The 14,526-nt window shown below is 70.3% G+C and carries 12 protein-coding genes and 2 rRNA genes; 5 read left to right on the top strand and 9 right to left on the bottom strand.

Annotation, left to right across the window (positions count from 1 at the left end):
- Positions 1 to 17 precede the first annotated feature (17 nt).
- From ACLB9X_RS17000 to mtnA, 7 genes are all read right to left on the bottom strand, one after another.
- A complete protein-coding gene (locus tag ACLB9X_RS17000; RefSeq protein ID WP_410361210.1) occupies positions 18 to 773 on the bottom strand; it encodes a response regulator in 756 nt (251 codons plus the stop codon).
- A gap of 207 nt (positions 774 to 980) precedes the next feature.
- A complete protein-coding gene (hpf, locus tag ACLB9X_RS16995) occupies positions 981 to 1,670 on the bottom strand; it encodes a ribosome hibernation-promoting factor, HPF/YfiA family (protein WP_410361209.1) in 690 nt (229 codons plus the stop codon).
- Between the two features lie 330 nt (positions 1,671 to 2,000).
- Complete coding sequence (locus ACLB9X_RS16990; protein ID WP_410361208.1) at positions 2,001 to 2,726, bottom strand: ComF family protein; 726 nt, start codon at positions 2,724 to 2,726, stop codon at positions 2,001 to 2,003.
- A gap of 82 nt (positions 2,727 to 2,808) precedes the next feature.
- The gene (locus ACLB9X_RS16985) at positions 2,809 to 4,656 is read right to left on the bottom strand and encodes an LpqB family beta-propeller domain-containing protein (protein ID WP_410361207.1); all 1,848 of its coding nucleotides are present in this window, start codon (positions 4,654 to 4,656) and stop codon (positions 2,809 to 2,811) included.
- Positions 4,646 to 6,652, bottom strand: a complete 2,007-nt coding sequence (gene mtrB / locus ACLB9X_RS16980) for an MtrAB system histidine kinase MtrB (protein ID WP_410361206.1) — start codon at positions 6,650 to 6,652, stop codon at positions 4,646 to 4,648. Before mtrB ends, ACLB9X_RS16985 begins: the two co-directional genes overlap by 11 nt.
- 1 nt (position 6,653) lies before the next feature.
- Positions 6,654 to 7,343, bottom strand: a complete 690-nt coding sequence (gene mtrA, locus ACLB9X_RS16975) for a two-component system response regulator MtrA (protein ID WP_410361205.1) — start codon at positions 7,341 to 7,343, stop codon at positions 6,654 to 6,656.
- Between the two features lie 4 nt (positions 7,344 to 7,347).
- A complete protein-coding gene (mtnA, locus tag ACLB9X_RS16970) occupies positions 7,348 to 8,493 on the bottom strand; it encodes an S-methyl-5-thioribose-1-phosphate isomerase (RefSeq protein WP_410361204.1) in 1,146 nt (381 codons plus the stop codon).
- A 179-nt stretch (positions 8,494 to 8,672) separates the two neighbouring features.
- Here mtnA and ACLB9X_RS16965 point away from each other — a divergent pair, with 179 nt between their 5' ends.
- From ACLB9X_RS16965 to ACLB9X_RS16945, 5 genes are read left to right on the top strand one after another with little or no spacing between them, the layout of a single operon-like run.
- A complete protein-coding gene (locus ACLB9X_RS16965; protein WP_410361203.1) occupies positions 8,673 to 9,878 on the top strand; it encodes a glycerophosphoryl diester phosphodiesterase membrane domain-containing protein in 1,206 nt (401 codons plus the stop codon).
- A 25-nt stretch (positions 9,879 to 9,903) separates the two neighbouring features.
- Positions 9,904 to 10,572 (top strand): DUF4129 domain-containing protein, encoded by a 669-nt coding sequence (locus ACLB9X_RS16960; protein ID WP_410361202.1) that lies wholly within the window; start codon positions 9,904 to 9,906, stop codon positions 10,570 to 10,572.
- A gap of 20 nt (positions 10,573 to 10,592) precedes the next feature.
- On the top strand, positions 10,593 to 11,783 hold the full coding sequence (locus ACLB9X_RS16955) for a DUF4350 domain-containing protein (RefSeq protein ID WP_410361201.1): 1,191 nt from the start codon (positions 10,593 to 10,595) through the stop codon (positions 11,781 to 11,783).
- Complete coding sequence (locus ACLB9X_RS16950) at positions 11,780 to 12,763, top strand: AAA family ATPase (protein ID WP_410361200.1); 984 nt, start codon at positions 11,780 to 11,782, stop codon at positions 12,761 to 12,763. Before ACLB9X_RS16955 ends, ACLB9X_RS16950 begins: the two co-directional genes overlap by 4 nt.
- A gap of 8 nt (positions 12,764 to 12,771) precedes the next feature.
- Positions 12,772 to 14,082: a DUF58 domain-containing protein gene (locus ACLB9X_RS16945; RefSeq protein ID WP_410361199.1), complete on the top strand. Its 1,311-nt coding sequence runs from the start codon at positions 12,772 to 12,774 to the stop codon at positions 14,080 to 14,082.
- Positions 14,083 to 14,224: 142 nt separating this feature from the next.
- Here ACLB9X_RS16945 and rrf read toward each other — a convergent pair.
- Together rrf and ACLB9X_RS16935 are read right to left on the bottom strand one after the other, a co-directional pair.
- Positions 14,225 to 14,341 (bottom strand): 5S ribosomal RNA (rrf, locus tag ACLB9X_RS16940).
- A 79-nt stretch (positions 14,342 to 14,420) separates the two neighbouring features.
- A 23S ribosomal RNA gene (locus ACLB9X_RS16935) occupies positions 14,421 to 14,526 on the bottom strand; the annotation flags it as partial.

Below are 14,526 nucleotides of genomic sequence, written 5' to 3'. Positions count from 1 at the left end.
GGTCACCGCGGCCCGTCTCAGCGGATCTCGAGGATCTTCTCCCGCATCGCGTAGACCACGGCCTCCATCCGGGAGTGGAGCTGCAGCTTCTCCAGGATGTTGCGGACGTGGTTCTTCACGGTGTTCTCGGAGATGAACAACTCCTTCGCGATGTCGCGGTTGTTCATCCCGGTGGCGACGAGCTTGAGCACCTCCAACTCGCGGTCGGTCAGCCGGGGCGCCGGCACGAGCCTGCGCTCGTCGGTGCGCTGGATCATCGACTTGAACTCGGTGAGCAGCTTGGAGGCCATCGAAGGACTGATCTGCGACTGGCCGTCGGCGACGGCGCGGATCGCGGTCGCTACCTCGTCCGTGGAGATCTCCTTGAGGAGATAGCCCGTGGCGCCGGCCTTGATCGCGTCGTAGAGGTCGGCCTCCTCGTCGCTGATCGTCAGCATGATGATCTTGGCGCTGGGGGCCACCTCCTTGATGGAGGTGCATGCCTCGATGCCGCCGCGCTTGGGCATCCGTACGTCCATCAGCACGATGTCGGGCAGCAGGTCGGCCGCCTTGTCCACGGCCTCGGCGCCGTCACCGGCCTCACCCACGACCTGGATGTCCTCCTCCTGCTTGAGGACGATCTCCAGCCCTCGCCGGAAGAGCGCGTGGTCGTCCACCACGAGCACCCGGATCGGCTCGGCCGCGCGGGGCCCGCGCGCCTCCTCCGCCTCGGTGTCGACGACTGCGGGGCGGCCGCCCGCTTCGCTGTGCACCGGCCCGAAGCTGTCCGCCATCGTTCCTCCCCCTGAAGGCCGTGGCCCGAAGATCATGTCTGGTCTGCCAACCTCAGTGCGACGCAGATCTGTTGGCTTGCCACGTCATGCTTTCATGCCCGGACGACAGAGCGGTGATCCTGTGGTCGCACGATGGTGCCCCTGGGGGCGCACAGGGCGCTCCAGGGGCACCACTTCATCGCTGACGGGGCTCAGTACGCGCCGGGGTCAGCCGCCCAGCGCACCTCCGGCTCCACCTGCCTCGGAACCGGCCAGCGGGTCGGTCTCCAGGCGGATCACGCCGTAGTCGTAGGCATGCCGCCGGTAGACGACACTGGGCTGCTTCGTCTCGGAGTCGACGAAAAGATAGAAGTCATGGCCGACCAGCTCCATCTCGTAGAGAGCCTGGTCGAGCGACATCGGCGCTGCCGTGTGCAGCTTCTCGCGGACCACCAGCGGTCCCTCGCCCTGCACTTCGAGCGAACCGATCCTGGTGGTGGGAATGGATTCCGCCGCCTCTTCGGCGAGAGTCTTGCCATTGGCGTTCAACTCGGCGACGCCGGGCACCACATCAGCCACCTCTGCCGCCGACAGCCGACCGGTGCCGCGCCGGGTGTGGCGCTTGTCGTGCTGCTTGCGAAGCCGTGCCTCCAGCTTGCCGGTGGCGAGGTCGAGCGCTGCGTACGGGTCGGCGGCGGCTGCCTCCGCCCGGATCACCGGGCCGCGGGAGCGAAGCGTGATCTCCACGCGGTCGGAACGGTCTGCCTGCCGCGGGTTGTGCTCCTTGGACACCTCGACGTCGAGGCTGATCACCTTGCCGTCGAGCTTCTGGATCTTCTCCAGCTTCAGCTTCTCGGCCACGTGCTTGCGGAACCGCTCGGGCACCTCGGTCTTGCGGCCCTTGACGACGATGTCCACGCAGAACTCCGTTCCCGGATCGCTCCGCCGGCTCACCGGCCGCGGAGCATCTCCCTCTTGCACCAGGCTCCGGTGATCACCGGGGCCTCGGACTTGGCGACTTTCACCTCCTCCTCCCCAGTCGACAAGATCCCCACCCCACCCAATTTCGAGGGTGCGTGTCCCGAATCCCCGGCCGGGAATTCGGCAGCGCATTGGGTGAGGTGCGGGCATCGCCATTCCTCACACCGAACATAGCTCGGTCGGACGGATGTCGGCACCCGATACCTGAAGGTACCTCCGATCAGGCGTTTTTGCCCTCTCACTACCTGCAACGATGCAAGTTCCCCGTCAGTTCCGGTTTATTTCGAAGGACAGCGGTGGCACGGCGACGACCGCCGCGCCCAGGCGTACGAACCCCGGACCGTCCACCTCCGACGCGGCACTCAGTGCCCGCGCCGCTTCCACCAAAGAGGCGCCGGTCGTCATGAGGTCGTCCACGAGCACTGCTGTACCGCCCTTCAGCAGCCGCGCCGCCCCCTGCCGCAGCCGCAGTGCCCCCGAGAGGTTGACGAGCCTCTCGCGAGCGGTCAGCCCCGCCTGATCGGCCACCGGCCGGTGCTGGCGCAGGACCGGCAGCACCTGCGCGGGGCACCCCGTACCCCGTAGCTCGGCCGCCGCCGCCAGCGCGATCCGGCGGGCCGGATCGTGACCGCGGGCCCGGACCGCCCTGCGGGCGGACGGCACCGGCACCAGCAGCAGCGCCCCGTACGGCGCGACACGAGCCCCGGCGGACGCCCGCACCGCTCCCGCAAGGGCCCGGCCGAGCGGCCGGGACAGCCCCGTCGCACCACGCTCCTTGTGCGCGAGGAGCACGGCCCGCACGGCATCGGTGTACGCGGCGGCGGCATGCACCACGGGCAGGCCCTCCGGCTCCGGCACCGGTCTCGCCCGCCGCGCCGGCCTCCCGTACAACGCGCCCGCGCAGCGCTCGCACAGCTCGGTACGCGGTCTGCCGCAGCCGCCGCAGGCGACCGGCAGCACCAGACCCGAGATCTCCCGCCACCATCCCCGCACGGCAACCATCGTGCCGACGGTCCCCGCCCAGCGGCCACCCCTGTGGACAACGGGCCGGCCGCCCGCCGGACCAGGGTCCCCGTCACCCGGGATAGACGGGCGACGACCCCTTCTCGACCACCGTCTGCCAGTTCGCGCCGGCCGGCAGACGCACGATGCCGTCCTCCTCCGAATGCGCCACGAGCGGCCTGCTCTCGTCGTTCGACGCCGCGACCGCCCTCACCTGGTTCAGGCCCGGCAGGATCGCGTTGGGAGAAGTGGACCCGTCGGTCTGGATGTAGCGCACCTGCTGGACACCGCCGGACTCCTTGCCGACCACGACCAGCCGGCTGGGGCCCGCCCAGGACACCGCCGTCACCGTCTCCAACTGAGGAGCCGCCGGACGCAGTTCGGTCACGGTGACGGCGAGGTCGTCGCTCGGACCGTGCCGCTCCACGCGGCCGATCTTCAGCGTCGTCCTGCCGTCCTTCGTCAGCAGCAGCGCCACGCGGACACCGTCCGCCGACACCTTCACCGCCTCGATCCGGGCACCGTCCAGACCGGGCACGATCTTGACGTCCTGCGGCGTCTCCTCACCGCCGGGCACCCGCATCAGCGCCGGATCGGCGGTATCCCGGTCCGCGACCCACACGTCTCCCCTGCCGTCCCAGCTGGGTGCGGACAGACGGTTGTCGCCCTGGCCCCGGCTGGTCACCAGCGGGGCGCCCAGCTCCTTGCCGGAGGCGATGGACGCCACGTACAGCCTGCTGCCGTCGCGGGACACCGCCGCTGCCGTGCGCTCGTCACGGGAGACCGCCACCGAACCCATCGACAGGCTGCCGTCACCCAACGGCCCCGGCACGTTCTGCGGGCCGCCGATCTCGTTGGTCCCGGCCGCGAGCAGCGCCAGCCGGTGCTTCTCGTCGACGAAGTACTGGTTGTCGTGCGCGCCGGAGCCGTTGTCCGGCGCGTACTCCTCGGCCTGGCCCGCGGTGAGCACGCACAGCTGGCTGCCGTCCGACCGCAGCAGCTCCACCTGCTCGGCCCGCGCCGAGGACAGGTCCTTGAGCGTGAAGAGGATCTGCGCGGCCATCCTCGTGCACTGCGACCTGCCCACGCCGGACGCCTTGTCGTTCAGCGGGACCTTCAGCCCGTTCCGGTCGTCGAACGACAGCGACTTCGTTCCCTCCTTCAAGGCCGTGCCCGTCGGGAAACGGGACTCGACCACCGGCCTCAGCCAGTTCGTCGGGCCCTCCAGCAGCGCGGAGACGGCCTGCGTGACCGGGTCCTGCCGGGTCACCGGGTCCTGCCGCTGCCGGATGTAGACGGGATCGGCCACCATGACGCTCCGTCCCGAGGCGAAGTAGTACTTGTCGACCGAGACGTAGTTGCGCTCGAAGTCCGACGCACCGAGCAGCAGTCCGGGCGGCAGGCTGTCGATCCGCCACTCCTTGCCGTCGGGACCGCTCTGCTGCGACAGGTGAATGGTCCTGCGGTAGTCCGCGGGCGTCACGGGCTGATAGGCGCGCTGGGAGTCCACCGTGGCTATCTGGCGGCCGAACAGCGGATAGCTCATGCCCGGGGTGTCCCGGCCGCCGAGGACCGGCGCGCCGGGGACGGGCGCGGCCTCCAGGACCGTCGTGCTTGCCTCGGGACGCCACTTCTGCGACATCTCGCGCGTGAGGTACGAACGAGCCGTGGCGAAGTTCGAGTCGTCACTGGTCATCGCCTCGAGGAAGCCCGTGACGATCTCGTCGGGCGTCGCGCCCTTGCGCGGCTGCACGGCGTACACCCGGACCTGCGAGTCGCCGCGCTTGGACGCCTTCACGGGGTGCACGTCGCCGCTGTCCGGCATAGACGCGCACCCGGCGAGGAGCACACCGCTCGCACCGAGCAGCGCCACCGCACGCACCCCACCCACGCGACCCTGACGACGGGGATCAGCGCCCACGACTCGTGTCCTCCTGCTCCGTCGGAACCTGCCCCGCGGCCTCGTCTCCCCGTTCCACGGCCGGCCGCGCCACGACGCGGGCGCCATTGCCCGGCAGCGCCGCAGGGTCGACGCCACGCGGCGCCGCGCCACGCACCTGCCCGGGCAGCGGCGCGAACTCCGCCGCCGCCTGCACCGGCACGGACGTCAGCCGATGCCCGTTCACCGGTGCCCCGGCCGACCGCGCGCGCTCACGGTTCTGCCGCGAGTCCTCGGGCTCCAGCGGGATCGGCGAACCGCGCAGCGGCTCGTCCGCCGTACGCGGCAGGGTCAGCCTGAACTGCGAACCGCCGCCCGGCTCGCCCCACGCCTGCAGCCAGCCGCCGTGCAGACGGGCGTCCTCGACGGCGATCGACAGACCGAGACCGGTCCCGCCCGTGGTACGGGCACGGGCCGGATCGGCGCGCCAGAACCGGTTGAACACCCGCGTCGCCTCTCCCGGCTTCAGGCCGACCCCGTAGTCCCGCACGGCGACGGCCACGGCCCCGCCGGCAGCGGCCATCCGCACCACGACGTCCTTGCCCTCGCCGTGCTCCACGGCGTTGACCACGAGATTGCGCAGCACACGCTCCACCCGGCGGGCGTCCGCCTCCGCCACCACCGGCTGCTCGTCACCGACCACCCGTATCCGGGAGCCCTTGCGCTCGGCCAACGGCTCGGCCCCGCCGATCACCCGCCGTACCACCTCGCGCAGGTCTATCGGCTCCGCCTCCAGCGCCGCGGCCCCGGCGTCGAAGCGGCTGATCTCCAGCAGGTCGGACAGCAGCGACTCGAAACGGTCCAGCTGGTCCCCGAGGAGCTCGGCGGACCGGGCCGTCACCGGGTCGAAGTCGCTGCGCGCCTCGTGGATGACGTCGGCCGCCATGCGCACGGTCGTGAGCGGCGTCCGCAGCTCGTGCGACACGTCCGACACGAAGCGGCGCTGCATACGGGACAGCTCCTCGAGCTGCTGGATCTTCAGCTGGAGGTTCTGCGCCATCTTGTTGAAGGCCTCACCGAGCCGGGCGATGTCGTCCTCACCGGTGACCTTCATGCGCTCCTGGAGCCGCCCGGCGGCGAGCCGCTCGGCGATCCCCGCGGCCATGCGCACGGGCGTGACGATCTGGCGCACGACGAGCCACGCGATGGCGCCCAACAGGACCACGACGAACAGCCCTGCCGTGGCGAGCGTCCCCCGGACGAGACTGAGCGACTGCTCCTCCTGCGCCAGCGGGAACAGGTAGTACAGCTCGTACGGCTGCCCCTCGATGTCGTTCAGCCGGGTGCCCACGACCAGCCCGGGCTCCGGGTCGGACGCGTTGTTCCAGTACCGGATGCTGACGTACGTCTCGTACGTCCCCGAGCCCTGGCCCACGGCGTCCCGCAGCGCCTGCGGAATGCTCGCGGGGTCCACGAGCCCCGACGTACGCGGCGCGCGCCCGGACCCGTCCCGTTCGGAATCGGCGCTGAGAGCCACCACGTTGTACGAGCCCTGGCCGCCGCTGGCGAGCTGCACGACGAGATCGGACCGCCACGAATTGGCGTTCCTGCCGCCCGATGCCGCACCGTCCGGGCCCACCGCGCCGACCGGCGCGCTTGCCTGTTCCCGCGCGACGGCGAAACCGCCGGCTGCCTGGCTCTGCGCCGCCTTGCTCATCGCGTCGAGCAGACCGTTGCGCACCTGGCCGATCACCACGAAACCGAGCAGCAGGACGACACCGAGCGACATCAGCAGCGTGCTCACGACCACGCGGAGCTGGATGTTCCGCCGCCACAGGCGGACAGCGGGCAGCAACGGACGGCGCAACCAGCGCATCACGAGCCGAGGCACCGGCCCGCCGGAAGACGCCCCGTCCGGGAGCAGCAGACCCCCCTGAAACATACGGCCGAATCGCGCGGGCTTGCGCCCCGGTCCGGCAGCCCGCCCCGTACGGACCCCCGGCTCGCCGGGCTTCGGAGCAACGCTGCCACTGGACATGTCAGCTCGGCCCGGCCTTGTAACCGACACCCCGGACGGTCACCACGATTTCCGGCCGCTCAGGGTCCTTCTCGACCTTGGAGCGAAGCCGCTGCACGTGGACATTGACCAGTCGGGTGTCCGCCGCATGCCGGTAACCCCACACCTGCTCGAGGAGCACCTCGCGCGTGAACACCTGCCACGGCTTGCGCGCGAGCGCGACGAGCAGGTCGAACTCCAGCGGCGTGAGCGCTATCGACTGACCGTCCCGCTTCACGGAGTGCCCCGCCACGTCGATCACCAGGTCACCGATGGCCAGCTGCTCCGGAGCAGGATCCTCCGACCTCCGCAGCCGCGCCCGGATCCGGGCGACCAGTTCCTTCGGTTTGAACGGCTTGACGATGTAGTCGTCGGCCCCCGACTCGAGACCCACCACCACATCGACCGTGTCGCTCTTGGCCGTCAGCATCACGATCGGCACACCGGACTCCGCCCGGATGAGCCGACACACCTCGATGCCGTCCCTGCCGGGCAGCATCAGGTCCAGCAGCACCAGATCCGGCTTGGCCTCACGGAAGGCGGTGAGTGCCTTGTCACCGTCCGCTACGAACGACGGCTCGAAACCTTCACCACGCAGCACAATCCCGAGCATCTCGGCCAGCGCGTTGTCGTCGTCGACGACAAGGACTCGTCCCTTCATATTCGACATCATCCCATTAGCTAATCGTTACCTGGCGTGACCTGGCACACAGCTCGGCTATGCCGGCCCTCGTGACCGGCGACACCACACCCTCCTCGGTCACGACGGCCGTGACCAGATCGGGCGGCGTGACATCGAACGCGGGGTTGTACGCCTGAGCCCCGAGCGGGGCCACGGACACTCCACCAGCTCCGGCCCCCGCCGCCCCCGCCTGCGGAGACGTGACCTCCGTCACCTCGCCGCCAGGGCGCTGCTCCACCTCGATCGAGGCTCCGTCCGGTGTACTCGGATCCACCGTCGTGGTCGGGGCCACGACGATGAACGGCACATGGTGGTACTTCGCCAGCACCGCGAGCGGATAGCTGCCGATCTTGTTGGCCACCGACCCGTCCGCGGCGATCCGGTCCGCGCCGATCAGTACCGCGTCGACCTCGCCCGCGGTGAACAGAGAGCCCGCGGCATTGTCCGTCAGCAGGCTGTACGGCATGCCGTTGCGCGCCGCCTCGTACGCCGTGAGCCGGGCACCCTGCAGCAGCGGCCTCGTCTCGTCCACCCACAGCCTGCGCAGCTCACCGGCACGGTGCGCGGCCAACGCCACCGCGAAGGCCGTCCCCTCCCCGCCGGACACCAGGGCCCCCGTGTTGCAGTGCGTCAGGATCCGGTGCGCGCCCCCGGGCAGCAGCTCCCCGAGCAGCGCCAGCCCGTGCGCGGCCATTCTCCGGCTTGCCTCAGCATCCGCACGGTGCAGCTCACACGCCGACACGAGCGCCGCTTCCGCTGCCTGCTCCCCATCCGCACCCGCTTCCACAGCCGCCCGGTACGCGGAGGCCGCCAGGCGCACTCCGTACCCCAGGTTCACCGCGGTGGGCCGCGCGTTCTCGAGCAGCGCCGCCGCTTCTTCGACGTCGTAGCCCCGCGCAGCCGCCAGAGCCACGCCGTAGGCGCCCGCGATACCCAGCAGGGGAGCCCCCCGCACAGCCAGGGTGTGGATCGCCCGGACCAGGGCCGGAACGTCCGTACAGACCAGCTCCACCTCCTCGGCCGGCAGCCGGGTCTGGTCGAGGAGCACCAGTACGGGACCTTCGGGCGGCTCGTCCCAGCGCAGCACCGGAAGCTTCGGCGGCACCGCCCCAGCGGGGTTTTGTGCGTACTGATCAGCCATCCGCCCAGTCTGCACGGTGAGGCTCCGACAATGAAGGTGCGAAGGTGGCCGATGCCCCCGCCCACCAGCGGCCGCCGCGTGGCACGATGGCTGCCAAAGCCGCCCTGGAGGGCGGAAGGGCACCGTGAACGTGCCGGCTCGGCGAGCCGGCCCCGCGACCAACCATGAGGTGGACCACCGTGAACGACACTCCGGGCTGGGCCTCGCCCGGATCGGCTCCCTCCAACGGGCAGAACTCCGGCGTGCCGAACCCCGCCGGACCCACCGACGGTCCTTCGTCGAAGTGGTCCAAGGAGCAGCCGCCCCCCGGGCAGTGGTCTGCACCGAGCGGACCCGGTCCTGTCCCCGGGCCGCCCGCCTCCGGCTGGGGCGGCGCGCCGCAGGGAGGCTGGGGCCGTCCGCCCGCTGCGGCCAAGCCCGGAGTGATCCCTCTCCGCCCGCTCGGCGTCGGCGAGATCCTCGACGGCGCGGTGTCGACGCTGCGCGCTCACTGGCGCACGGTCCTGGCCGTGACGGTCAGCGTCTCCGTCGTCACCCAGATCGCCAGCATCCTCGTCGAGCGCTATCTGCTGCCCGAACCGCCCGCGGTCAACCCCGACGCGACCCCCGAGGAAGCGCTCCAGCAGTCCATGGAGTCCCTGCAGGCCAGCATGATCGCCATGGGCCCGGCACTGCTCATCATGCTGATCGGCACGCTGCTGACCACCGCCCTGCTCACCGTGGTCATCAGCCGCTCCGTGCTGGGCCGTCCTGTGACGCTCCCCGAGGCCTGGCGGGAAGCCCGGCCCCGGCTGCCCCATCTGCTCGCTCTCATCCTGCTGCTGCCGGTGGGCAGCGCCCTGGTCATGTGCGTGGGCATCCTGCCCGGAGTGCTGATCGGCGGAGCCGGAGTGCTCCTGTCGGTCGTCGGCGGCATCGCCGCCACCGTGGTCGTCATCTGGCTGATGATCCGCTTCGCCCTCGCGCCACCCGCGCTCGTCCTCGAACGCCAGGGCGTCATCGCATCGCTGCGCCGCTCCGCCAAGCTGGTCCAGGGTGCCTGGTGGCGCGTCTTCGGCATCACCCTGCTGACCATCCTGCTGGCCTTCCTGGTCAGCATGGTCATCGCCATCCCGTTCACCATCATCGGCTTCGCCGCGGACGGCGTCGGTTTCAGCGACTTCATCAGCGGCAACTCCCCCGTCGGCTGGCCGTTCCTGATCATCAGCGGCATCGGCTCTGTGATCGCGTCCTCGATCACGTACCCGATCTCGGCCGGTGTGACCGCCCTTCTCTACGTCGACCAGCGCATCCGCCGCGAAGCACTCGACCTGGAGCTCGCCCGCGCCGCCGGCGTCCCCGGCTACGGAACCGAACCGCCCGGCAACCACGCCGCCCAGGGCTGATGCGGTGCTGAGTGCGGGGGGCGCAATGGCAGCTGGGCCGCTGATCGGAGCGAGCGACGACGTACCGGTGAACATTCCGCGCGTCCCGGCCCGTGAGGCGGCGCAACGCGAGCTGTCCGACCCGGTGTACCACGAGAACGATCCGAACATGCTCGAGCGGGCACTGGACAGCTTCTGGGACTGGGTCGGCAGCCTCTTCGAGGACGCAGGAAGCGCAGGCATAGGGGGAACGACCGGACTGGTCATCATCTGCCTGGTCGTCATCGCCCTTTTCACAGCCCTCTGGTGGCGTCTGGGAACACCCCAGCGCACCCCGAGCTCGGCGGACTCCCTCTTCGACGCCGGGCCCCGCAGCGCCGCCGAACACCGCACCGCCGCCGAGGAGCATGCCGCCGCCGCGCGCTGGAACCATGCCGTGCAGGAGCGGATGCGTGCCATCGTCCGCGACCTGGAGGAGCGAGCCCTGCTCGCGCCGCGCCCCGGGCGCACCGCCGACGAGGCCGCCGCCGAAGCCGGGCGCTCGCTGCCGCCCCATGCCGATGAACTCCGTGCGGCCGCCAGAGCATTCGACGACGTCACATATGGTGGCCGCACCGCGGACCGGCGGTCGTACGAACGCCTGCGAGATCTGGACATCGAACTGGAGCGCGCCAGGCCCCAACTGGCCGAGGCCGCCAATGGAGCCACCGAATGAACGGGGCCGGCACCACTTCCATGTCTCCGACGGCACGTCAGGTATGGACGCGTGCCCGCGGAGTCCTCGTCGTCGTCCTCCTGCTCGTCGCGGCAGGCATCGCCATGGCCGCCGTGCGCTCCGGAGACCACCACGGCCGTCTTGACCCCCGCTCCGCAGACCCGCACGGCAGCCGCGCGGTCGCCGAACTCCTCAAGGATCGCGGGGTGTCCGTCCGGGTGGTCACCACACTGGACGCCGCAGTCACAGGCGTCGGCCCGGGCACCACACTCCTCGTCGCCGAACCCGACCTGTTGACCAGCGCCCAGCAAGAGGCACTCCACTCGGCGACCTCGTCCTCCGGCGGCCGCACGCTGCTCCTTGCCGCAGGCCCTCCCTCCGTCGACACGCTGGCGCCCGGTGTCCGCAGGGAGGTCCCCGCACGGGTCGCGCCCCGCGCCCCGCAGTGCACCTACCCGGCCGCGCGCCGGGCGGGCAACGCCGACCTCGGCGGGGAGCGTTACAGCACCGACGCACCCGGTGCCGACACCTGTTATCCGAGCGACGGGCTTCCGTCCCTGCTCAGGATCGACACCCCGGCCGACGGCGACACCGTCCTGCTCGGCGCCCCGGACATCCTCTACAACGAACGTCTCGACAAACACGGCAATGCCTCCCTTGCCCTTCAACTCCTCGGGTCACGGCCCGAGCTGGTCTGGTACATCCCGTCCCTCAGCGACCCCTCCGCCGTAGACAACGGCCAACAGCGCGAAGGCGACGAAGAGAGCGCCGAGGACGAGAGTGCCTTCCTCGACCTCATCCCGTCCGGCTGGCTCTGGGGCACACTCCAACTCGCAGTCGCAGCCGTCCTCGCCGCCATCTGGCGTGCCCGCCGTCTCGGCCCGCTGGTCACCGAGCGCCTGCCGGTCGCCATCCGCGCCTCAGAGGCCACCGAAGGCCGCGCCCGCCTCTACCGCAGGGTCAACGCCCGCGACCGGGCTGCCGCCTCCCTGCGCTCCGCCACCCGAGCCCGCCTCGCCCCGCTCCTCGGCCTGCCCCAGGCCGAAGCGCACTCCCCCGACTCCCTGATCCCCGCGGTCTCGGCCCAACTGCCCGACACCGGCCGGGACATCCGCGATCTGCTCTTCGGCCCCGCCCCGGCCGACGACCCCAGCCTTGTTCACCTGGCCGACCAACTCGACGCCCTGGAAAGAGAGGTACGCACCTCATGAGCGCCCCGACCCCCGAGACAGCCGAGAACTCGGACCGCGCCCGCACCTCCCTGGAGGCCCTGCGCACCGAGATCGCCAAGGCGGTGGTCGGCCAGGACCCTGCTGTCACCGGTCTCGTCGTGGCTCTGCTCTGCCGTGGCCACGTCCTGCTCGAAGGCGTCCCCGGAGTCGCCAAGACGCTGCTGGTCCGCGCACTTGCCGCCGCCCTCGAACTCGACACCAGGCGCGTCCAGTTCACCCCGGACCTGATGCCCAGTGATGTCACCGGCTCTCTGGTCTACGACACCCACACCTCGGAGTTCTCCTTCCAGCAAGGCCCGGTCTTCACCAACCTCCTTCTGGCCGACGAGATCAACCGAACCCCTCCCAAGACGCAATCCTCACTCCTGGAAGCGATGGAAGAGCGCCAGGTGACGGTCGACGGTACTCCGCGCCCGCTCCCCGAGCCTTTCCTCGTCGCAGCGACGCAGAACCCCGTCGAGTACGAGGGCACCTATCCGCTCCCCGAGGCGCAGCTCGACCGCTTCCTCCTCAAGCTCACCGTGCCCCTCCCCTCCCGCGAGGACGAGATCAACGTCCTCACGCGTCACGCCGAAGGCTTCAACCCGCGCGACCTCGACGCCGCCGGCGTCCGCCCCGTAGCCGGCCCCGCCGACTTGGCGGCGGCCCGGGCCGCCGTCGCCAAGGTCTCGGTGTCGGCCGAGATCGCGGGCTATGTCGTCGACATCTGCCGTGCCACCCGCGAATCCCCGTCGCTCACCCTGGGCGCCTCACCCCGTGGAGCGACAGCCCTTCTCTCCACCGCCCGCGCCTGGGCCTGGCTCACGGGCCGGGACTACGTCATCCCGGACGACGTGAAGGCTCTCGCCCCGCCCACCCTGCGTCATCGCATCCAGCTGCGCCCCGAAGCGGAGATGGAAGGAGTCACCGCCGACTCCGTCATCTCCGCGATCCTCGCCCACGTCCCCGTCCCCCGCTGAGGCTCGTCATGGCCCTTACCGGACGGACTGCGCTTCTCGCGGCCCTCGGCTCTCTCCCCGTCGGCATCCTCGCCCCCAGCTGGACGGGGATGCTCGCGGTCAACGCGCCTCTCTCACTCGCAATCTTGTGCGACTACGCCCTCGCCGCGCCAGTACGAACGCTCCGTTTCACCCGATCCGGTGACACGTCTGTTCGACTCGGCGACGTGGCTCAGGTCGAGCTGACCATCACCAATCCGTCCAGCCGGCCACTCCGTGCCCATCTCCGAGATGCGTGGCCCCCGAGCAGCTGGGTTCCCGGGACCGAGCAGTCCGCCTCCAGACACCGCCTGAGCGTGCCCGCGGGAGAGCGCCGACGGATCACCACGCTGCTCACCCCCACTCGTCGGGGCGACCGGCACTCCGAACGCGTCACCGTACGCTCCTACGGGCCGCTCGGCCTCGCCGCCCGCCAGGGGAACCACCGCGTCCCCTGGACCGTACGCGTGCTGCCTCCCTTCGCCAGCCGCAAGCACCTGCCCTCGCGGCTGGCCAGGCTCCGCGAACTGGACGGCCGGACCAGCACCCTGATCCGCGGGCAGGGCACCGAGTTCGACAGCCTCCGCGACTACGTCCCCGGGGACGACACCCGCTCGATCGACTGGCGTGCCACCGCCCGCAGGACCACCGTCGCCGTCCGCACCTGGCGCCCCGAGCGGGACCGACACATCCTCGTCGTCCTCGACACGGGCCGGACATCAGCAGGCAGGGTCGGCGACGTGCCGCGACTGGACGCTGCCATGGATGCGGCGCTGCTCCTCAGCGCCCTCGCCTCACGCGCCGGCGACCGAGTCGGCCTGCTGGCCTATGACCGTCGGGTACGTGCTCAGGTTCAAGGCCGCTCGGCCGGTGACATCCTTCCGGCCATGGTCAACGCGTTCGCACCCCTGGAACCGGAACTCATCGAAACCGACGCCCGCGGACTCAGTGCCGCCGTGCTGCAAAACGCTCCCCGCGGATCACTTGTCGTCCTTCTGACCAGCCTCGATGTCACTCCCATCGAGGAGGGGCTGTTGCCGGTGCTCCCTCAGCTCACGCGTCGGCACACCGTGCTGGTCGCGTCCGTCGCCGACCCGTATGTGGAGCAGATGACCGCCAAGCGCGGAAGCGCGGAGGGCGTCTACGAGGCAGCAGCCTGCACACAAGCTCATATCCAGCGGGAGCGCACGGCCGAACAACTCCAGCGCCACGGGGTCACGGTCGTCGACGCGACACCGGAAAGGCTCGCACCTGCACTGGCGGACGCCTATTTGGCCTTGAAAGCCGCCGGCCGTCTATGACAGCGGCGAAGGGGTAGACAGCCTGCTCGTGCTCGGCCGCCCGCATGCTGTGAACGGCCGAGCACGCATGCACCTGAACGCGGAAAGACCCAGAACGCAGGAAAGCCCCGGAACGGTGTTCCGGGGCTTTCCCACAATGATTGTTCGGCGGCGTCCTACTCTCCCACAGGGTCCCCCCTGCAGTACCATCGGCGCTGAAAGGCTTAGCTTCCGGGTTCGGAATGTAACCGGGCGTTTCCCTAACGCAATGACCACCGAAACTCTATGAAGATGTCCGAACCATCAGCCGGCAAGGCGAGTTCGTTACTTCAGAACTGACACAGTGGACGCGAGCAACTGAGGACAAGCCCTCGGCCTATTAGTACCGGTCAACTCCACCAGTTACCTGGCTTCCATATCCGGCCTATCAACCCAGTCGTCTACTGGGAGCCTTACCCTCTCAAG

Source organism: Streptomyces sp. 5K101 (genome assembly GCF_046506645.1).
Lineage (GTDB): Bacteria > Actinomycetota > Actinomycetes > Streptomycetales > Streptomycetaceae > Streptomyces.
This window is presented reverse-complemented; position numbering and strand designations above follow the sequence as displayed.

Bases quoted from the DNA above. Each gene is read 5' to 3' on its own strand.
- ACLB9X_RS17000 (WP_410361210.1), bottom strand. From the start codon at position 773: ATGGCGGACAGCTTCGGGCCGGTGCACAGCGAAGCGGGCGGCCGCCCC.
- mtrB (WP_410361206.1), bottom strand. From the start codon at position 6,652: ATGTCCAGTGGCAGCGTTGCTCCGAAGCCCGGCGAGCCGGGGGTCCGT.
- mtrA (WP_410361205.1), bottom strand. From the start codon at position 7,343: ATGATGTCGAATATGAAGGGACGAGTCCTTGTCGTCGACGACGACAAC.
- mtnA (WP_410361204.1), bottom strand. From the start codon at position 8,493: ATGGCTGATCAGTACGCACAAAACCCCGCTGGGGCGGTGCCGCCGAAG.
- ACLB9X_RS16960 (WP_410361202.1), top strand. From the start codon at position 9,904: ATGGCAGCTGGGCCGCTGATCGGAGCGAGCGACGACGTACCGGTGAAC.
- ACLB9X_RS16955 (WP_410361201.1), top strand. From the start codon at position 10,593: ATGTCTCCGACGGCACGTCAGGTATGGACGCGTGCCCGCGGAGTCCTC.
- ACLB9X_RS16950 (WP_410361200.1), top strand. From the start codon at position 11,780: ATGAGCGCCCCGACCCCCGAGACAGCCGAGAACTCGGACCGCGCCCGC.
- ACLB9X_RS16945 (WP_410361199.1), top strand. From the start codon at position 12,772: ATGGCCCTTACCGGACGGACTGCGCTTCTCGCGGCCCTCGGCTCTCTC.